Here is a 21524-nt window from a genome sequence, read left to right as displayed (position 1 = left end):
CAAGATCAAAAGCAAAAGAGCAAAAGAGCAAAAGAGCAAAAGAGCAAAAACAAAAGAACAAAAACAAAAGAGCGGTGCCTACTGACTCACTGTGGTTCAAAAGCAAGAGCGCAGCGAATTGTGCTCTTGATCTTGATCCACCGGCCCCGTTAACCAGAAGGGCCGAGCGGAGGTGTCGTGGAGGGGCTAGCGCGAAGCGCCTTCGGCCATGGCCGAAGTTGCGAAGCGTAGAGTTGCTTGCAACTCGTAGCTCGCAATGCCCCGTAGCGACGCCGTAGTGAGGGGACCCGTAGCGAAGCGTAGGGCCCCTGGTGGGGCGAGACCTTTGTGTTCCTTTGGGGCGTTTGCCAAAGGAACCCGCCGTAAGGGCGGAAGGGGCCAGTGGCCCCACCACACAAAATGGATAAGCACACCGTCACCGTCACCGTCACCGTCACCATCACCATCACCATCCAAGCCAACCTTTCCCGACAATCCACAAAGCACCATTCATTCTGGTGCGCTACGCCCGTGCGGGTACAAACGCTGTGCGGCGGCGTGCAATTGCGCAGTAAAACCACGCGCGTTGCGGGGCTCGGCAGGGGGTTCGCTTTGCGCCGGGCCCTGGGTCAGGTGCGCCGGGTCCAGGGTGAACACCGAAGGATCGCTGAGCAGCCCATCGGCACTGAGGCTGGTACGCCCCTGACGCCCGAGCAACCACGCAAGGTCCAGCTCACTGTCGCGCTGGCTGCGCTGCACGCTGTTGCTGACAAACTGACCCTGCACCAGCCCCAGTCCGGCACCGATGGATTCACTCTGCTGCGCGGCCACCGTTGCCAGGCGCAGCCGGCTGCCGCCGGTTTCCCAGCTGGAGAGCTCATTGAGCCGTGCATCGCGCTCCACCACCGGGGTAATGAAGATCGCCGGGAGCACATCGGGAAGCGGCAGACGATTGAAAGGATCACTGGTCGGGCGGTTGAAAAACTCACCGGCGGGCGCCGGAATGAACGGCGCGGCGATGTCCAGGGTGATGACCAGTTCCGCCAGGTCCTGGCCGCCGGCCAGGTCGCCCACGGTGTAGGTGAAGACGTCCTGCAGCACCTGGCCCAGGCCGGCGGCTGCCAGTACCTGCGGGTTATTCAGGTCGATGCTGTAGGTGTAGCTGCCGTCGGCGTTGAGGATCAGTGTGCCGTACAGGCCCTGCAGCGGCTGGCCGACCAGGCCGGCGTTGCCGCTGGCCGCTTCGGCTCCGGTGCGCACGCCAACCACCTGCAAGCGGTCGTTGCCATCCACATCGCTGTCGTTGGGCAGCACATTGCCGCTGGTTTGTGGTGCGGGCACCTGGTCGATGGCCACGGCGCTGTCGTTCTGCGCCACGGGCGCGTCGTTGGCACCCTGGATCACCACAGTCAGGCGTGCATCGGACGTGGCCCCCGTGGTATCGCGCATGCGGTAGGTGAAGGTCTCCGACAACGTCTCGCCGGCGGTGCGCAAGGCCTGGACGGTGGGGTTGCTGTTGTCGACCAGGTAGGTGTAGCTGCCATCGGCATTGAGCGTCATTCGACCATAGCGACCGACCAGTACCTGGCCGGCGCTGACCGATTGGCCGTCTTCATTGCTGAAGCTTTGCACCTGTTTGCTCTCACCGTTGGCGACGCTGTCGACATCGGTGTCGTTGCCCAGCACGTTGCCCACGCCGTCGCGGCCCGGGGTGCCGTTGGCCACGCCACCGGCTTCCACGGCGATGCTGCCATTGTCCCGGGCGTGGGGCGTGTCGTTGCGGCCATCGACGGTGATGGTCAGCTGGGCGGTGTCGAATGCGCCCCAGAAGTCGACCAGGGTGTAGCTGAACACGTCGGTGAGGGTCTGGCCGCTGGTGCGCAGGGCCTGGACCACGTCCAGGTTGTTGTCGAGCACATACTGCCAACTGCCGTCGGCATGCAGCGTCAGGTCACCGTACAGGCCGCGCAAGGTACTGCCCACGGTACCCACCGTGCCTGCGCCGGTGCTGATGCCGATCACATGCAGTACGTCGCCTTCCGCGTCGGTGTCGTTGTCAGTGATGACGTTGCCGCTGGGGTTGATGCCGGCCTCGCTGTTGTCCAGGCCGCCGGCCTCGACGGCGGTGGCGGCGTCATCGTTGGCCACCGGCGCATCGTTGCGCCCGCGAATGATGATGTTGAGCTCGGCCAGGTCGTTCAGGCCACCCAGGTCGGTGACCTGGTAGGTGAAGGTATCCCGCAGGAACTGCAGCGGCCCCAGGGCGAGCACCGTCGGGTTGCTGCTGTCGATGTTGTAGATGAAGCTGCCGTCGGCACCGATGATCAGTTGGCCGTACAGCCCGGTGATCACGGTGCCGTTGGTGTTGTTGGTGCCGCCATTGACCGGGTCGAGGGGGCCGGCCGCGGCTTCGTTGCCGGCACGGACAGCGCTGACGTGCTTCTGGTCGCCCTGGTCGACATCGGTGTCGTTGGGCAGCACGTTACCTGTGGGGTTGACGCTGTTGCCGTTGCCGTTGTCGGCCACCGCCACGGTCACGTCGTTGGTGGCCACCGGGGCGTCCCAGGCACCCTGGACGGTGATGATCAACTGCGCGGTGTCGATAGGCCCGGCCGTGTCGCGCATGCTGTAGGTGAACTGCTCGATCAGCGATTCGCCCTGTTTCAGCGCCTGCACTGCAGCCAGGCTGTTGTTGACGACATAGGTGAAGTTGCCATCGGCGCCGATGGTCAGGGTGCCGTACAGGCCATTGATGACCTGGCTGCCGGTGACGGCGGTGAAGATTCCGCCCGCGGCTTCGGCGCCGGTGCGGATGCCGTTGACGGTCTTGGTGTCGTTGGCATCGACGTCGGTGTCATTGGCCAGCACGTTGCCGGTGGGGTTGACCCCGGGGGTGGCGTTGAAGGTGCCCCCGGCCTCCACGGCAATGGCGGTGTCGTTGACCGCCACCGGCGTGTCGTCACGGCCCTGGATGATGATGATCAACTGCGCCGAGCTGGTGGCACCGGCCAGGTCGCGAATGCTGTAGGTGAAGGCTTCGGTCAGGGTATTGGCGGCGCTGCGCAAGGCCTGGACTTGCGGGTTGTTGTTGTCCAGCACATAGGTGTAGCTGCCATCGGCGCCCAGCGTCAGGGTGCCGTAGGTGCCGACGAAGGCGCTGCCGATAATCCCGACGTTGATGCCCTGGCTGACACGGGTGACGCTCAGGGTTTCGCCGAAGGCGTCGACGTCGGTGTCGTTGCCCAGCACATTGCCACTGGGGTTGCTGCCCGGAATGTTGTTGCCCTGGCCACCGGCCTCGATGGCTGTGGCGATGTCGTTGCGGGCGACCGGGGTGTCGTTGGCACCGTTGATGTTGATGGTCAGGGTGGCGCGGTCTTCGGCGCCGCTGGCGTCGATCACGGTGTAGCTGAACAGGTCTTGCAGGCTGTTGCCCGCGCGCAGTTGCTGCACCTCGGTCATGGCATTGTCGAGGCGGTAGCTGTAGCTGCCGTCGGCGTTGAGCGTCAGCCAGCCATAAGCGCCGCGCAGCTCGGTGCCCAGGGTGCCGTTGGTGCCGGCCTGGGTTTCGCTGCCGGTGCGCACCGAGCTTACGGCCTGGGTTTCGCCATAGTCGATCGGGTCGCTGGCATCTTCGCCGCCATCGACATCGGTGTCGTTGCCCAGTTGGCTGGCAGGCAGGTCCTGGTGCAGTACGTTGCCTCTGGGGTCCTGGCCCGGCAGGTTGTTGTTCAGGCCGCCGGCTTCGACCGCGGTCGCCGTATCGTCGTTGGCCACCGGGTTGTCGTTCTGGCCACGGATGAGCACGATGATTTCGGCACGGTCGGTCTCGGGGGTGGCCCCGACGCCGTCGCTGATGGTGTAGGTAAAGCGTTCGAGTAGCAGGTCGCTGCTCAGGCGCAGCGCCTGGACCGCGGCATTGGCGTTGTCCACCACATAGGTGTAGGTACCATCGGGGTTGATGGTCAGGGTGCCGTACAGGCCGACCACCTGGGTGCCGCCTGGCTGCACCGCCACCGCCACCGGCGGGTTGGTCTGGTTTTCTGCGCCGGCGCGGATCTCGGTCACGGTCAGCGGGTCGCCGTCCGGGTCGAAGGCGTTGGCGGTGGCATCACCAGAGGGGTTGACCCCGAGGCTCTGGTTATTGAAACCACCGGCTTCGGTCGCCACCGCGATGACGTTCTGCGCCACGGGCGGGTCGTTGACGCCGCGCACGGTGATCGTCAGTTGCGCCACATCGGTCAGGCCCGCGGTGTCGACGATCCGATAGGTGAAGACGTCGGTCAGGACACCGCCTGGGGGCAGGCCCTGGACGGTAGGGTTGTCGCTGTCCACGTCGTAGAAGAACGAGCCGTCGGCGCCAATGCGCAGCGTGCCGTACAGGCCGTTGATGACAGTGCCGTCGGCTGAGGTGGTGCCGGTGTTGACGGTTGTCAGGGTGTCCACGAGCGGATCGTAGTCGGCCTCGGTTGAGGCGATCACGCCATTGACCTGCAGCTGGCTGCTGGGCCGGTCGGTGCGGTCGACGTCCAGGTCAACGCCGTTGCCGCCCGCCTGATCGATGGGGCCGGGCCGGCTGGGGAACAGGATGACGTTGCCGGTGGGGTTGCTCTCCTGGGCATTGCCATTGGTGGACGCCGCCTGGGCGGCGGCCTCGTCATCGCTGGCCACGGGATTGTCGTGGGCCCCCTGGATGACGATGCGCAACTGGGCGATATCGTCCAGCCCTCCGGTGTCACGGAGCCGGTAGCTGAAGAACTCGATCAACTGGTCACCGACCACCAGGCGCTGAACTGCCGTGTTGCTGTTGTCGATGACGTAGCGGTAGCTGCCATCGGCGTTGATGGTGAGGGTACCGAAGGTGCCGTCGATGGTCGTGGCCACGCCCGGCACGACATCGGTGAACACGCCCGCCGCCGTCTCGCGCAGGTGGCGGATGCCAAGCACGGTGCGGGTCTCGCCGTTGGCGACGGAGTCGACATCGGTGTCGTTGGCCAGCACATTGCCCACGGCATCCTGGCCGCCCGTGGCGTTGCCCACGCCACCGGCCTCCACGGCGATGCCGTCATCATCGACGCCCACCGGCGTGTCGTTGGCACCTGCAATCGTGACCGTCAGGCTGGTGCTGCTGGTGGCACCGGCAAGGTCGGCGATCACATAGGTGAAGGTTTCCGACACGGTTTGCCCGGCCAGGCGCAGGGCCTGGACCTCGGCGTTGTTGTTGTCGACAAAGTACTGGTAGGAGCCATTGGTGCCGATCACCAATTGCCCGTAGCGGCCGCCCACCACGACGATGCCGGCGTCGGGCAGGGTCTGCTGGTTCGTGGGCAGCGTGCCTGCCGAGATCACCCGCAGGCGATCGGCGTTGGTGGCGATGTCGACATCGGTGTCGTTGGTCAGCACATTGCCGCGCGGGTCGATACCGGCGACGTTGTTGTTGGTGCCGCCGGCCTCGACGGCCGTAGCGCTGTCAGGCTGCGCTATCGGCGTGTCATTCACCGCGGCGAGGATGATCTGCAGGCGGTCCTGGTCGGTCAGTGCGTCGTTGGGCGTACCCGGTATACCGTCGCCGTCGGCATCACCGTAGTTGCCCTGGTCATTGCTGAACACGGTCAAGGTGTCGGTGCCGTTGAAGTTGGCATTGCCCAGGTACATCAGGTTGGCCAGGGCCAGGTTGAGGTCGGCCAGGTTGCCGGTCAGGGTCAGGGTGCTGGAGTTGTTGCCGCCGACCGCCACGCCGGCAGGGGTGCTGCTCAGCGACAGGGTGCCGTCATGCACGGTCAGGGTGATGGTCAGGGTGCGGCTATTGCTGTCGGGATCGCGATTGGCATCGACATCGCCGACGCTGATGCCGGTGATCGCCAGGGGCGTGTCTTCCAGGCCGTTCTGGGTGCCCGGCAGGCTGTTGACCGGCGCGTCGTTCTGCTCCACGAAGCCGGCGTCGGCCGTGCCGGTCGCGGCATCGCCCAGGGTCACGTTGATCTGGCCCAGGCCGGTGCTGGCATCGCTGTCGATGCGTACGCGCAGGTCGCCCAGCGGCTGCGGGTAGTTGATTCGGCCGGTGGGCACGTCGATGCGGAATACGCCTGCCGGCAGGACACCGAAGCGGTACTGGCCGTTGGCATCGGTCACGGTGCTGAATTGCAGGTTGTCGGCGGTGGTATCGAGCAGGCCATCGGCCCCGGCCCAGGTCAGAATCACCGTCTGACCGGCCAGGCCCGGGCCGTCGGGGGTAACGCTGGAGTCGGCCGAGGCGGTGTCGTTCCACAGGGTGCCGCTGATCACGCCCAGGCCGGCGCTGTCGTGCAGAATGTACTGGTTGGGGCCGCTGCCGCTGCCGGTGCGCTCGCCATCGGGCTGGCCATCGGCACCCACGCTGGAGCCGGCAAAGCTGGTGAAGTCTTCCGGCAGGCTGCTCCAGGTCAGGGTGGCGTCGCTGCTGGCGATCACCTGGGCGTTGGGCAGGGTCACCTGGTACACCACGCTGACCTGGGCGCCGACATCGAGCTGGTCGAAGTTCACGCTCACACCGCCCGTGGTGCTGAAGCTCACGCCGGCGGGCAGGTTGCCGGGGCCATAGGTCACGCCGTTGATCTGGATGCTGAGCAGGGTATAGCCGCTGCCCCCGGCAAAGCTGTCGGTGAGCTGGGTGTCGAAGGCCGGCAGGCCGCCGTTCTGGGTGAAGTCGATCTGTACCGTGGCGGTGCCGGTGCTGCCGCCGGGGTTGGGGTCAAAGCTGCTGATGTGTTTGTCCAGGCCGGTGAAGCTGGGCTCCACCACTTGCTCGAACAGGGTATCGCTGCTGGCCCGGGCGTTGCCGTTGACGATTTCCTGGGCGCTTACGCCCAGCTGGGCGCCGGCAAAGGCGGCGGCTTCGTTGTTGACGCGCACGTTGAACTCCAGGGAGATCCCTTCGAGGTCGTCGTCGTTGCCGTTGCCATTGGTCACATTGCCCAGGTTGAAGGTGATGGTCTGGGTGCCATCGAGGTTGTTCACGATCACCACCCGGGAAGGGTCGAATATCCCCGTGGGCGCCGCCCCGGAGAGGTCCGGGGTAATGGGCAGGGCTTCGGGGCTGTCCTCGTTGCCGTCGATATTCAGGGTGCCGCCGATGATCAGGTTGGCGTCGCTGGTCAGGCCGCCATTGGAGATAAAGGCGATGCGCAGGGCATTGGCCAACTGATCCGGGGCGATGAATTCCAGCCCGGCGGCCAGGGTGATCTGGATCTGGTAGTTGGGGTTGTTGCCCTCGGGCACCAGCACCACCACCCGGTAGCGGATGACTTCACCGACCGTCACCTGTTCCACCGGGCCATCGGTGGGGTTGGACGGCGCGGTATCCGGCAAGCCGCCGACCCGCGAAAGGCTGATGGCCTGGGCCACCGGCACGATCAGGGTGGAAACCAGCTGGTAGTCGTTGAGCACGCCGCTGTTGAGGGTGCCATCGACACCGGTACGTTCACCGGCCTGGGCACCGTCCAGGCTGGTCCACTGCACTGCGGCCTGGTTGTCGAAGGAAGCCTCGGCAGCGGCCGTGGAGTTGATCACACCGCTGATGCGCAAGACGATGCTGCCGCCCTTGGCGATGTCGATATTGGCGCCGCTGACCGTGCGCAACTGGCCGTTGACGATTTCAAAATCGACGCCGCCATTGTTGGTGGCGCCGTTCTGGTACAGCACGCCGACCAGGGTCAGGTTGTCGATTTCGGTGGGCAGGTTGTCCAGCAGGGTGATGTCGAAGGCGTTGAAGTCGCTGCTGCCCGTGCCATTGCTGATGGTGATGGTGAACTCGACAGGGTCGCCTTCGTCATAGCCGGCAGGGCCTGTGGTGGAGGTCAGTTGCTGGGTCACCTGCAAGGTCGGCTCGCGCAGGGTGACGGTAGGCTGGCCGCCACTGAGGGCGACGGTGCGGTCCACCGGCGCAGTGCCGTTGGGCGTGTCGGCGTCCGGGTCGCTGTAGAGCAACTGGGCGCTGTTCTGCAGCGCCTTGTTGGCCTGGTTGCCGATGACGTTGCTGGCCACCAGCTGCAGGCGGATCACAAAGCTGTTGTTGCCGGTCAGGTTGTCGGCACTGGCGCCGGACACGCTGAAGGTCAGGCGGGCGTCCACACCGTCGTCGCCCAGGGTACCGCCCTGGCCACCAATACCGCTGACCACCACGCTGCCGACAAAGTTGGCGCCCAGGGCGCCGCTGCCGGCGGTGGTGGTAATGATCTGATAGCCCAGGCCGCCGTTGAAGCTGGTGTCCAGACGCATGCCCGGGGGAATCAGGTCGTCGATGCGCAGGTTCTGGGTGCCGCCTTCGGGCAGCGTGACAATGATGTCGTAACGCATCGACTCACCCACCACCAGGTCGCTGCCGGTGGTGTGGCTGGCGCTGGAGTCGCCGTTGTCGAGGCTGCCGTCGGCGAAGGTCTTGCGTATCTCCGGGGCGGCGACTTGCTGATTGGCGAGGTCTTGCAGGTCAGTGGGGGTGAAGTCGCTGCCGCCATCGACACTGGCGTAGTTGCTCAGGATGGCGGTGCTTTGCAGGCTGCGACTGGCTTCGATGCTGGCGCTGACCTCGACGTCATAGCTGATCACCACCAGGTTGGCGCCGCTGGTGTCGGCGGCCGTGCCGTTGCGCCCGGCCAGCAGGGTGGCCTGGCCACCGGCATCGAGGAAGGTGATCTGGTTGCCGATGACGCGGTAGTCGGTGCCGGCGATCAGTTGTGTACCGTCGCCGCGGTAGATCTGCAAGTTGGCATTGGCCAGGCTGCCGCCCACAAAGCTCAGGCCCGTGGGCAAGGTGATGCTGGTGGTCACGTCGAACGCGCCGCCACCGCCGCTGTTCTCGATCGCCGTGACCAGGCGCAGGCGATCGGCACCGTCGATGCCGCTGATGTTGCCGTCCACGGCGGCAAGGTCGGTGAGGGTGCCGTTGAAGGGCACGCCGGTACTGCCCGGCGGGTTCCAGCTGCCGGTGGTGTTGGTGACCGTGCCGTTGGAGCCCGAGACCACGCCATGCTTGATGTTGAGTACAGGTTCGGCGACCGAGACGATCACCGCGATGTCCGAAGAGATCAGCGTGCGGTCGGTGAGGGTGGTCTGTTGGCTGGATTGGGCCAGCACGTCCAGTGAGCGCTGGTCGGCAAACGGCTGGTCGCCCACGCGCAGGGTAAAGCGCACCACGATGCGGCTGCCGGCGGTACCGGCGGTGACGAAACTGCCGAAGTCGAACACCACCGAGTTGCCGTTGGCGCTGGTGACCGAGATCACACCCCCGAGGTTGGTGTTGCCGTCACCGATCTGCCATTGACCGGCCTGGTCGCCCACTGCCCAGGTGATGCCGGTGACATCGAACAGCGGCAGGGGCAGGTAGGCGGTGAGCTTGAAGTTCTCGTAGTCGCCGGTGACCAGGTCGTAACTGAGCTGGAAGGTCACCTCATCGCCCGGGCGCAGTTCGCCGTTGGCGGGGGGTGGCTGGTTGTTGACGTCGAGGATCTGGATATCCACGGTGCGCGTCGGCACCGTGCTCACCGTCGACGAATCGTCGGACTGCGACGCGCCGGTGAGGTTGAGCACATCCTGCAGCAGCGTGCCTTCGACCACCGCCGAGTTGCCCAGGTCGTCGCCTTCGTTGATTTCGCTGTGGGGTGCGCCTGACGGCGGGCGGTAGCTTTGCCCGACCAGTGCGGTGTAGCTGAGCACGGCCAGCGCGGCGCCTTCGAGGCGGTCGTCGAAGGCCAGGTCGCCATTGAACCAGCCGCCGACCACGGCGGCGGCATCACGCAGCGACTGGGCAATATCGAACACCAGGGAGGTGCTGCCGTCGGTGTTGGTGACGGTACTGGTCACCAGGGTGATGGTGCGCGCCACGCCATTGATGGTCACGGTAATGGTCGGGGTGCCGACCAGCGTCTGGCCGTCGCTGAGCTGGTCGCGCACCACCAGCTGGCCTTCATTGAAGAAGTCCTTGCCGAAGGCGAAGAAGTCCGAAATGGCAAGGTTCAAGGTGTACTGCAAGGTGTCGCCCGGGGTCACGCCGACCTGGCCGATATCGTTGGTAATGCCCACTTGCTTGAGCAGGGTGATCGACTTGGCGACGAACTGCACGGGGTCGCCGGTGCCGCTGAAGTCGATGGTGGTGTTCGGTGCCACCACATCACGGGGGTCCAGCGGCGCCCATTGGCCGCTGGCGGTCGGTGCGCCCACGGTGATGGTCACCGGGTTGCCGGTGACTGGATCGAGCACCGGCAGGGCGTTGGCATCGAATTCGGGCACATAGAACACCACCTGGGTATCGGTGGCGGCAGACAGCGTGGCGTACTCGACGGTGAACGAGTCGATAAAGATGTCATTGGCGGCAATGGCCGCCGCGATGCCGGTCGGATCAGTGATCACCGTGCCGTCGTGCAGGGTGATCGAGCGCAGCACGCCCCCGGGGCCGGGGGTGATGGCCGTGACCTGGACGTTATCGGGCAAGGGCTGGGTGACCTGCACATTGCTCAGGGTCTGCCCGGGGGCCGGGGTGATGGTCACGGTCAGGGTCCGGCCGAAGTTCGGCCCGGTGACCGTCTCGCCTTCGGGGGTCGAGAGGGTCTGGTCGATGGTCAGTACCGTGGGGTGCACGGTGTAATCGGCCGTGCCGATCTGCATCAGGCTGGGGTCGCCCGTGGGGTTGTCGAGGGCGTCGTTGCCGAACTCGAAGCCGCCGCTGGTCTTGATCACCAGGTCAGGCGAGCCGTCGGAAAAGGCGGTGTCGGCCAGGGGGCTGAGGCTGGCGGTGATCTGTACCGGAATCACCGGCTGGTCGGCCGTCACACTGGCGAACGGCAGCTCCAGCACCACGAGCTGATCGCCTGCGCGCAGGCCGTAGGTGCCGGCATTGAGCACCACGAAGTTGCCGCTGGCGTCCTTGGCCAAGGGGTGGGTGGCATTGCCGGAGGCATCGAAGGTGACCGCATGGGCCACCAGGCTCTGGCCCAGGTAGCTGGCGGAGATGAAAGTGACGCCATCGTCGCCGTCTCTGCCGGTAACCGGCATGAAAATATTGAGAAACGGTGCGTAGCCTGCCTGCCCCGAGGTGTTGTTGAAGTTCACCGTGAAGTTGAAGGTGTTGCCCAGCAGAACGTCGTCGCCGGCCACCGGCACGCTCGCCGTGGGCGCTGCATCGGCCAGCAGGCCGTCGAAGTCGGCCAGGGCCACCGCACTCAGGGCAATGTGCTGGTCGATGGTGCCGTTGCGCACCTCCAGGTTCCAGTCACCGCCGGCGGCAGCGTTCCCGGTGTCGTTGTCGGAGGCCGCGACATCGGCGCCGGTCCAGCGCGCCAGTTCGGTGACCAGGGTCTTGCCGGCCGTTCCTGCACCAATGTTGCAGCCATACAGCTGGATATCGGCGTCCTGGGTCAGGTTGACTTGCCACTGTTGCAGGGTGGGGGCGAGGGTGGCGATGTTGTCGGCCGTGATGGTGCGGTTGCCCAGGGTGAACTGCCCGGCGCCGCCGTGGGACAGCACCTGGATCGAGTCGACCTTGCCCAGCTGTGCCAGGGCCGCGGAAATGGCCGCCAGCCCGTCCTGGCTGCTGTCGACCACCAGGGCAGTGACGTCGCTGGGCAACTGCGCGACCAACTGCTCTTTATTTTCGATACGGCTGTCGAGCACCAGCAGATGCCGGGCGGCCGAAGGTGCAGGCTCGCTGCGCGCCGGGGCATCGGTGGGCGTGGTGTGCGCCGAGGCATCGTCCTTGGGGGCCGTCGTATCGGCGTGCTGCTGATCGGCCGCTGCCGTGGCAGCAGCGCCGTCGAACAGAATCCTGGGCTCCAGTGCAAGCGTCTGGGCTTGTGGACGCAGATGTGGGGCAGGGGAAAAACCACGCGAACCATGCATAGCAACAACCCTCAGAAAACACGACGAACCATTCCATTGAGTTCATTCACGGCACTGAACACCGAAAGCGTAGGAGGATTCTGAGGTATTTCCAGTTGTTACGACGACATATGTAGTCCCGGTCGCAACCGAATCAGGCATCACCCCCCTGTGCGAGTAGCGAGCGGGCACGGGCGATGACCGGTGCGTCGACCATCTCGCCGTCCAGGGCGAAGGCTCCATCAGTGTGGTGCGCCGCTCGCAGCACCCGCCTGGCCCAGTCCAAAGCCTCGTCGCTGGGGCGCAAGGCGGCGTGAATCACCGCGACCTGGCCTGGGTGAATGCACAGGGCACCGCCAAAGCCCATGTCGCGGGCGGTCTGGGCGGCCAGGCACAGGCCGGCCGTGTCGTGGATGCCGGGGAACACCCCGTCCAGGGCCGGCGCCAGGCCAGCGACACGGGTGTGCAGCAGCACCGCATAGCGGGCCTGGTCCAGTAGCCGTTCGGCGCCGGGGCTGCCACTGCGCAGGTTCAGGTCCAGGCCCAGGTCCAGGCTGCCGAAGGCCAGGCGCTCGACGCCCGCTGTGCCGGCAATGGCCGGTAGCGCCGCCAGGCCCCGGGCGCTTTCGATGATCGGCAGGACCGGCTTGCCGGTCGCAGCGGCCAGCAGCACCTGGGCGGGTGACTCGGCCTTGGGCAGTACAACGCCGCAGACCTCGACATAGCGTTGGCACAAGGCCAGGTCCGCCGCGTGTGCCCGGTGCTCAGGTGCATTGACCCGCACCAGCACCTGTACGCCAGGATGCCCGTGCAGAAAGCGCTCCAGATGTTCGCGGGCCTGATCCTTGAGGGACTCCTCGACGGCGTCTTCGAGGTCGACGATGACCCGGTCGGCGCCACTGGCCAGGGCCTTGGGAATGCGCTCGGGACGGGTGGCGGGTACGAACAGGGCACTGCGGATCACTGCCTGGGTCATTGCGCGCCTCCTTCTATATAGGTGACGTCGCCGACTTGCGCGGTGCCGTCCTGGTTGCCCGCTTGCAGCTGGGCCTTCCCGGGGGCCACCAGCGCGCCGACAACCTGGAACGGCTGGGGTGAAATCAGCGGGCGCACGCCACGAAAACTGAAGGTTTTGACGATGGCCTGCGGGTGGGCGCGCTGGAAGGCACGCAGGTTCAAGGTCGCGATCAGCGGGCCGTGTACCACCAGCCCCGGATAGCCTTCGGTCTCGGTGACATAGGGCCAGTCGTAATGAATGCGGTGGCCGTTGAAGGTGACCGCCGAATAGCGGAACAGCAGGGTGGCATCGGGTTCGATGGTTTCCTGCCATTGGCCGGCCATCAGCGCTTCGGTGTTGCTCAGCTTCGGCGGCGAGGGTTCGCGATAGACGATGTCCTGTTCATCGACCAGGGCGCACTCACCGTTCTGGTAGATCTCGTGGCGCACCGTGACGAACAGCAGCGAGCCGGTGCGCCCGTGCTTTTCCTCGACCTTGAGCAGCGTGGAAATGCGCTCGACCTGGGCATCGACCCGCAGCGGGTGATGGAAGCTCAAGCGGCTGCCCGCCCACATGCGCTGGCGGTTGTGGGCCGGTGGCAGGAAGCCGCCCAGTGCCGGGTGACCGTCGGGCCCAAGACCGGCCCCGGTCACCGGTTCCTGGAAGAACGCCCAGTGCCAGAGCAGTGGCAGGGCCTCCCCGGGGTTGGGGGCTGCCTGGCCCAGGGTGGCGGCGATGCGCTTGACCAGGGTATGGCTGAGCTGGTCGCGGCTTTCTTCGATGCGGCCAACCCAGCTCGCGTAATCAGGGGTGTTCATGGCGGGTTCCTTCAAGGTGGCGGGGCGAGGGGACAGGGTCATACCGCCCCGCTTGCACGCAGTTGGCCAATCCGTTCGGCCGACAAACCCAGGCCTGCCAGTACCTGATCGGTGTGTTCGCCAAGGCCGGGTACCGGGTCCATGCGCGGTGTATAGGCATTGCTGGTGGCCGGCGGCAACAGGCCGGGGATGGTGCCGGCGGGGGTGTCGACCTGAGTCCAGCGCTCACGGGCCTGCAGCTGCGGATGCTCCCACACCCCTTGCATGTCGTTGACCTGGGCATTGGCGATCTGGGCCTGCTCAAGGCGTTCGGTCACCGCCGCAAGGCTCAGGCTGGCGAAGGCCTGCACAATCAGCTCGCGCAGCACCGCGCGGTTTTCCACACGCTTGACGTTGCTCTGGAAGCGCTCATCGTTCGCCAAGGGTGGCTGCTGCAGCACCTTGAGGCAGAACTGCTGCCACTCGCGCTCGTTCTGCACACCGAGCATCACGGTGTTGCCATCGCCCGTCGGGAACGGCCCATAGGGGTAGATGGTGGCGTGGGCCGCCCCCGCGCGCACGGGCGCCGAGGCGCCGGCATAGGCGTAGTACAGCGGAAAGTTCATCCACTCGACCAGGCTTTCGAGCATCGACACGTCCAGGTGACTGCCTTCGCCGGTTTTCTCCCGCAGCAGCAGGGCACTGAGGATGCCGGTGTAGGCGTACATGCCGGCCGCGATGTCGGCGATCGAGCAACCGGCCTTGGCCATCTGCGATTCTTCCGGGCCGCCGGTCACCGACAAAAAGCCACCCTCGCTCTGGATCAGCAGGTCATAGGCTTTTTTCTGCTCATAGGGCCCGCCTTTGCCATAGCCGGAAATGTCACACACGATCAGGCGTGGGAAGCGCGCGTGCAACGCCTCGAACGACAGGCCCAGGCGCGCGGCGGCGCCGGGGGCAAGGTTCTGCACCAGGACATCGGCGCCGGCGAGCAGGTCGTCGAGCACCTCGGTTGCGACCGCTTGCTTGAGGTCCAGGGTCAGGCTCTGCTTGGAGCGGTTGGTCCATACGAAGTGCGAGGCCAGGCCGTTCACCCGCTGGTCGTAACCCCGGGCAAAGTCGCCAACACCGGGCCGCTCGACCTTGATGACGCGGGCACCGAGGTCGGCCAGCTGGCGGGTACAGAAGGGCGCGGCAATCGCATGTTCAAGGCTGACGACAGTAATGCCGTCCAGGGGGCGAGGGCGTGTGGGCTGGCTCATGCTGTTGTCTCTCTTGTCATGGCGCATCCTGGGGCACCGCACGGTAGGGTGCGGTGATTCGGCGTACGAAAAATACTTGCATGTAGGAGCGGGCTTGCCCCGCGATAAGGCCGGATTCAGCGCTATAGCGGGTACCGACGCACCCGATCGCGGGGCGAGCCCGCTCCCACAACGGGCCACACAAGACTTTTCATACAAAACCTAGAACGAACGCGGCAGCTCCAGCAGGTGCTCGGCCACGTACGACAGGATCAGGTTGGTGGAAATCGGCGCGACCTGGTACAGGCGGGTCTCGCGGAACTTGCGCTCGACGTCGTATTCATTGGCAAAGCCGAAGCCACCGTGGGTTTGCAGGCAGGCGTTGGCGGCTTCCCAACTGGCCTTGGCCGCCAGGTACTTGGCCATGTTGGCCGCAGCGCCGGCGTTCTTGCCGCTGTCGTATTCCTCACAGGCGCGCCAGCGCATCAGGTCGGCCGCCTCGATCTCGATGTGCGCTTCGGCAATCGGGAACTGCACCCCCTGGTTCTGGCCGATCGGCCGGCCGAACACCACGCGGTCGCGGGCGTAGTGGCTGGACTTCTCGATGAACCACCGGCCATCGCCGATGCATTCGGCGGCGATCAGGGTGCGTTCGGCGTTGAGACCATCGAGGATGTACTTGAAGCCTTTGCCTTCTTCACCGATCAGGCTGCTGGCCGGAATGTGCAGGTTGTCGAAGAACAGCTCGTTGGTTTCGTGGTTGACCATGTTGGCGATGGGCTGCACGGTCAGGCCGTTGCCGATGGCTTCGCGCAGGTCGACCAGGAAGATCGACATGCCTTCGGACTTCTTCTTGACCTCGGCCAGGGGCGTGGTGCGGGCCAGCAGGATCATCAGGTCCGAATGCTGGACCCGCGAGATCCACACCTTCTGGCCATTGATCAGGTAGTGGTCGCCCTGGCGCACGGCGGTGGTCTTGATCTTGGTGGTGTCGGTGCCGGTGGTCGGCTCGGTGACCCCCATCGACTGCAGGCGCAGTTCGCCACTGGCGAGCTTGGGCAGGTAGTAGCGTTTCTGCTCGTCACTGCCGTGACGCAGCAGGGTGAACATGTTGTACATCTGGCCGTGAATGGTGCCGGAGTTGCCGCCGCAGCGGTTGACCTCTTCAAGGATCACCGACGCCTCGGCCAGGCCCAGGCCGGAGCCGCCGTACTCTTCAGGGATCATTGCCGACAGCCAGCCGGCTTCGGTCATGGCGCTGACGAAGGCCTCGGGGAAGCCTTTGTGTTCATCAATCGTGCGCCAGTATTCGGCAGGAAAATCGGCACACAGTGCGCGTACACCTTCGCGGATGGCATTGAGTGCTTCGTGGTTGCGATCGGTCATTGTTATTGGACTCGCCGGGATACGGATGCAGTGATTCTGACGAGGCAGGGAGTAGAGGACGACTACCGTTTTTGTCTTTGAGGTATGCTGGTTCGGCATAGCTCAATGATGACCCCCGGGGTGGTTTTTCTATGGATGTCGTTCAACTCAAGACGCTGATCCACGTTGCCGAGCTCGGCAGCCTGAGCAAGGCGGCTGATCGCCTGCATATCGCCCAGCCGGCCCTTAGCCGGCAGATTCGCCAGTTGGAGCAGGAGTTGGGCGGCTACCTGTTCGAGCGCCATGGGCGTGGCATGCAAATCACCGAGATGGGCCGCGAGGTGCTGGCCCATGCCACGCGGATCATGGAAGAGATGGAGTCGATCCGCAGCACCGTGGCCGGCGGCGGTTCGCTGTTTCGCGGCACTGTGGTGGTCGGCACCACGCCGACGGTGGCCGAAATCGCCACCGTTCCCTGGGTGCGCAAAATGCGCGAAGTGCAGCCCCACCTGGGTATCCGCTTTTCCTCGGCCTACAGCGGCTATCTGCTGGATTGGCTGCAGCGCGGCGAGCTGGAGCTGGCCATCTCCTACGACCCGCCGCCGCTGCACACCTTGCGTATCGTCCCGGTGATGATGGAAAACCTGATACTGGTCGGCCCCGCCGACGCCGGTCTGCGGCTGGACACGCCGGTCGCCTTTGCGCAGCTGCAAGCGCGCGAGTTGGTGCTGCCCAGTGCGCGCCACGGGCTGCGGCTGATCGTCGACGAGTGCGCGCGCAAGGCCGGCATCACCTTGCGCACCAGCCTCGAGGCCGACTCCTTTACGGCGATGGTCGACCTGGTCCGCAATGGCTTCGGCCTCACCGTACTGCCCCTGGCCTCCATCTACAGCCAACTGCAGAACGGCAGCCTGAGCGCAGCCCCGCTGGTCGACCCGACACCGATGCGCACGCTGGTGCAGGTGTTCCCGGCGGATCGAAGGGTCAGCCCTGCGGCCAAATTCGTGGCCCAGGCCTTCACCGACATTGCCGCTGACCTTATCGAGCGGCAGGTCTGGGCGGGGCACATGCTCTAGGCGGCGGGCATTTTTTAGGTTCTTCACGGATTTACGGGTTTGATGTTCTTTGTGGCTTTGTGGCTTTGTGGCTTTGTGGCTTTTAGTGCTGCGGGCTTATCCGTTTGCCAAGGCGGCGCTGAGTCACCTTTGCGCCCTTACGGCGCCTTACTTTTTTTCAGTCGAAAAAAAAAGTAAGCAAAAAATTCTCGCCCCACCAGGGGCCCTACGCTTCGCTACGGGTCCCCTCTCTCCGGTGTCGCTACGGGGTATCGCGGCCTACGACTTGCTTCGCCAAGTCTACGTCTCGCGACTTCGGCTAACGCCGAAGGTGCTTCGCACTCACCCCTTCGCAACACCTCCGCTCGGCCCTTCTGGTTAACGGGGCAGGTAGATCAAAAGCAAGATCAAAAGCAAAAGAAAAAGCAGAAGAGCAGAAGAGCAGAAGAGCAGAAGAGCAAAAGAGCAAAAGAGCAAAAGAGCAAAAGAGCAAAAGAGCGGTGCCTACTGATTCACCGGGGTCCAAAAGCAAGAGCGCAGCGAATTGTGCTCTTGATCTTGATCCACCCGCCCCGTTAACCAGAAGGGCCGAGCGGAGGTGTCGTGTAGGGGCTAGCGCGAAGCGCCTTCGGCCGTGGCCGAAGTTGCGAAGCGTAGACTTGGCGAAGCAAGTCGTAGCTCGCAATGCCCCGTAGCGACACCGTAGCGAGGGGACCCGAAGCGAAGCGTAGGGCCCCTGGTGGGGCAAGAATTTTTTGCTTACTTTTTTTTTCGACTGAAAAAAAGTAAGCCGCCGTAAGGGCGGAAGGGGCCAGTGGCCCCACCACACAAAATGGATAAGCTCGCCACCGCCCAAGCCACAGCCACAGCCACAGCCACAGCCACAGCCACAGCCACCGCCCAAGCCAGCCAAGCCAAACGTTCCCGACAATCCGTGATGAACCATTTTTTTACGGACTTTTTACGCCGCCCGCCAACGCTTGCAAGGATACTGGCGGCGTTATCTCCTGACTGCCTGTGCATCGAACCCCGGTGCCGGGCAGCGGTGTCCAGACCCTCCGTGTTCGAGACCGCTTACTGTGAGCTCATCTGCTTCCCACGCAACACACCAGAACCCTGCAAAAACCTCGTCAATCAGCCTGCTCGTCGCCGCCGTCGGCGTGGTCTACGGCGACATCGGTACCAGCCCGCTGTACACCCTCAAGGAAGTCTTCGCCGGCCACTATGGCGTGCAGGCCAACCATGACGGCGTGCTGGGGATCCTGTCGCTGGTGTTCTGGTCGTTGATCTGGGTGGTGACCGTCAAGTATGTGCTGTTCGTGCTGCGTGCCGACAACCAGGGCGAGGGCGGCATCATGGCCCTGACCGCACTGGCGCGGCGGGCTGCGGCGCCGTATCCGCGACTGAGCCGGGTGCTGGTGCTGCTGGGGTTGTTCGGCGCCGCGCTGTTCTATGGCGACAGCATGATCACCCCGGCGATCTCGGTACTGTCGGCGGTCGAGGGGCTGCAACTGGCCTTCGACGGCATCGAACATTGGGTGGTGCCGATTGCGCTGGTGGTGCTGGTGGGCCTGTTCCTGATCCAGAAACACGGCACGGCGCGCATCGGCATACTGTTCGGCCCGGTGATGGTGCTGTGGTTCACCGTATTGGGGGCCTTGGGTATCCACGGCATTGTCCAGCGCCCGGAAGTGCTGCAGGCGCTGAACCCGGTCTGGGCGGTGCAGTTCTTTGTGGTCCACCCGGGTATCGGCGTCGCCATCCTGGGTGCAGTGGTACTGGCCTTGACCGGCGCCGAGGCGCTGTATGCCGACATGGGTCACTTTGGTCGCAAGCCCATTGCCCGGGCCTGGATCCTGCTGGTGCTGCCGGGGTTGGTGCTCAACTACTTCGGCCAGGGGGCGTTGATCCTCGGCAACCCGGAGGCCGTGCGCAACCCGTTCTACCTGCTGGCGCCGGGCTGGGCGCTGGTGCCGATGATCGCACTGTCGACCCTGGCCACCATCATCGCCTCCCAGGCGGTGATTTCCGGGGCGTTCTCCCTGACCCGCCAGGCCATCCAGCTGGGCTATGTGCCGCGCATGTTCATCCAGCACACCTCGAGCCAGGAGCAGGGGCAGATCTACATCGGCACGGTGAACTGGGCGTTGATGGTTGGCGTGGTGCTGCTGGTGATCGGCTTTGAATCCTCCGGTGCCCTGGCGGCCGCCTATGGCGTGGCGGTGACCGGCACCATGTTGATCACCACCTTGCTGTCGGCGGCCGTGGTGCTGTTGCTGTGGAAGACGCCGCGCTGGCTGGCGGTGCCGTTGCTGCTGGGTTTCCTGCTGGTCGACAGCCTGTACTTCGCCGCCAACGCGCCGAAGATCTTCCAGGGCGGGGCCTTCCCGGTGATCGCCGGGATCGGCTTGTTCCTCCTGATGACCACCTGGAAGCGCGGGCGCAAGATGATCGTCGAGCGACTGGATGAGTCGGCGCTGCCGCTGCCCTTGTTCATCGCCAGCATCGCCGCACAGCCACCGCACCGGGTGCAGGGTACGGCAGTGTTCCTGACCGCCCGCGCGGGTGCCGTGCCCCATGCGTTACTGCACAACTTGCTGCACAACCAGGTGTTGCATGAGCGGGTGGTGCTGTTGACCGTGGTGTCCCAGGACCGGCCGCGGGTGCCGCTGGCCGAGCGCTTTGAAGTACAGGGCTTTGGTGAAGGGTTTTATCGGGTCAACCTGAACTTCGGCTTTATCGAAGAGCCGGACGTGCCGGCGGCATTGCAGCTGTGTCATTTGCCGGAGCTGGATTTCAGCCCGATGGGCACCACCTACTTTTTGAGCCGCGAAACAGTGATCGCCACCAAGCGCATGGGCATGGCGCGGTGGCGGGAAGGGTTGTTCGCGTTTTTGCTGAAGAATGCCAACAGCAACCTTCGCTATTTCAACTTGCCGCTCAACCGGGTGATCGAGTTGGGGACGCAAGTGGAGATGTGATTCGCTGCGCCCTCGCGGGGCAAGCCCGCTCCCACAGAGTTACCCCCGGTAGGAGCTGGCTTGCCCCGCGATACGCAGGATGTTGCATGTGGGGAAGCCCCGCTTTTCGTAGCCGCTGGCGCCAGCCTGCGATCGGCCGCGCAGCGGTCGTGGTTCAGGCCATAACATCGGTACAAGCCGAAAGGGCCTCTCGCGGGGCAAGCCCGCTCCCACAGAATTACCCCCGGTAGGAGCGGGCTTGCCCCGCGATGCGGTCGGACTGCCCGCTACTTGCAGTTGCCTGCCTTGCGGTACCCGGCCGCCTGGGCCTGGGACTCCGATGCGAAGGTCACCTGGTTCTTCGTCGCCACCTGGGTATAACCCGGGCAGCCGCTGGACAGGTGATACACGTGGCTGTTGCGGTTGCCGATGATCATGCCGTCGGCGCTGGCGAGGGTCGGCTGGGCCGTCTGTTTTGGCGCTTTTTCCTTGGGTGCGTTCACGGCCGCTGTGACCGCGCCGCCCACCGGCTTGTAGCCCAATGTCCAACTGCGCTCACCGGTGACGAAGGGGTTGGCGTGCCCCATGACCGCGGCGATGCGCCGATTGCGTTCGCGCTCCCAGGTCGTCACCGGATGCTGCCTGTCCCAGGCCATGAGCAGCTGTTGCTGCTGGCGCGACATGTTCAGCCGGTAGCGATCGAACATGTAGAAGGTGGTCCTGGCCACCAGGCCCTTCACTTCGTCGCGAGGCTCGGCGGCTTTTTGCTGGAAGTCCACCTTCGTCGTGCACTGGCCATATTGCGGCGAAACCCCAGAGACCATGCCGTAGTTGAAGTTGCTGCGATCGCCGTTCACTTCACCCACAGCCGGATAGAGGTTGAACAGGTCGGCTTCCATGGCACGGAACACGGGGTCGGTGTCCACGCATTGTTCCCGGCCGCCGTTCTGCCAGCACTGGCGTTGGTGGCCGAAGGTCCAGGCCGGCACGATGTGTTCCCACTCCGTGCGTTCAGCGCGGCTTTGTTGCTTGCGGGTCTCGTAGCCACACGAGCCGGCATCGACCCGGCCACCGGACTTGCCGACCCAGGTCCATTTGCAGCCGCAGTACAGGTCCCCCATCGCGCTGGTGGCTTGATCGAGGTAGACCTTCTGTTTGGCGACGACCTTGGCTTCGGTGAATGTAGCGGGGGGAGTGGCGAAAGCAGGGCTGGTGACAGCGAAGAAAACAGCAACGGCGCAAAGCAATTTTTTCATGGGAAAGGCTGTGAAATTCAAGAGCGG

The 21524-nt window shown here is 64.8% G+C and carries 8 protein-coding genes; 2 read left to right on the top strand and 6 right to left on the bottom strand.

Translation table 11 applies throughout. The features are described 5' to 3' along the window. Window positions 1–489: 489 nt before the first annotated feature. The 5 genes from U9R80_RS15010 to U9R80_RS14990 all read right to left on the bottom strand — a co-directional run bounded on the left by U9R80_RS15010 (window position 490) and on the right by U9R80_RS14990 (window position 16247). Window positions 490–11847: a VCBS domain-containing protein gene (locus U9R80_RS15010; RefSeq protein ID WP_301843374.1), complete on the bottom strand. Its 11358-nt coding sequence runs from the start codon at window positions 11845–11847 to the stop codon at window positions 490–492. Between the two features lie 133 nt (window positions 11848–11980). Then, window positions 11981–12802, bottom strand: a complete 822-nt coding sequence (locus U9R80_RS15005; RefSeq protein ID WP_301843371.1) for an HpcH/HpaI aldolase/citrate lyase family protein — start codon at window positions 12800–12802, stop codon at window positions 11981–11983. After that, window positions 12799–13641: an FAS1-like dehydratase domain-containing protein gene (locus U9R80_RS15000; RefSeq protein WP_301843370.1), complete on the bottom strand. Its 843-nt coding sequence runs from the start codon at window positions 13639–13641 to the stop codon at window positions 12799–12801. Before U9R80_RS15000 ends, U9R80_RS15005 begins: the two co-directional genes overlap by 4 nt. Window positions 13642–13679: 38 nt before the next feature. After that, the gene (locus tag U9R80_RS14995; protein WP_301843368.1) at window positions 13680–14882 is read right to left on the bottom strand and encodes a CaiB/BaiF CoA transferase family protein; all 1203 of its coding nucleotides are present in this window, start codon (window positions 14880–14882) and stop codon (window positions 13680–13682) included. Window positions 14883–15083: 201 nt separating this feature from the next. Further along, complete coding sequence (locus U9R80_RS14990; RefSeq protein ID WP_301843366.1) at window positions 15084–16247, bottom strand: acyl-CoA dehydrogenase family protein; 1164 nt, start codon at window positions 16245–16247, stop codon at window positions 15084–15086. A 131-nt stretch (window positions 16248–16378) separates the two neighbouring features. Here U9R80_RS14990 and U9R80_RS14985 point away from each other — a divergent pair, with 131 nt between their 5' ends. Both U9R80_RS14985 and U9R80_RS14980 read left to right on the top strand, forming a co-directional pair. Further along, a complete protein-coding gene (locus U9R80_RS14985) occupies window positions 16379–17302 on the top strand; it encodes a LysR family transcriptional regulator (protein ID WP_301843365.1) in 924 nt (307 codons plus the stop codon). Window positions 17303–18360: 1058 nt separating this feature from the next. After that, a complete protein-coding gene (locus U9R80_RS14980) occupies window positions 18361–20262 on the top strand; it encodes a potassium transporter Kup (protein WP_301843337.1) in 1902 nt (633 codons plus the stop codon). Between the two features lie 266 nt (window positions 20263–20528). Here U9R80_RS14980 and U9R80_RS14975 read toward each other — a convergent pair whose 3' ends face one another. Then, window positions 20529–21497 carry an endonuclease gene (locus U9R80_RS14975; RefSeq protein ID WP_301843338.1) on the bottom strand — a complete coding sequence of 323 codons (969 nt, stop codon included), beginning with the start codon at window positions 21495–21497 and terminating at the stop codon, window positions 20529–20531. Window positions 21498–21524 lie beyond the last annotated feature (27 nt).

Source organism: Pseudomonas sp. JQ170C (assembly GCF_035581345.1).
GTDB lineage: Bacteria > Pseudomonadota > Gammaproteobacteria > Pseudomonadales > Pseudomonadaceae > Aquipseudomonas.
The sequence above is the reverse complement of the archived record's forward strand: the minus strand, read 5'-3'. Positions and strand labels throughout refer to the sequence as shown.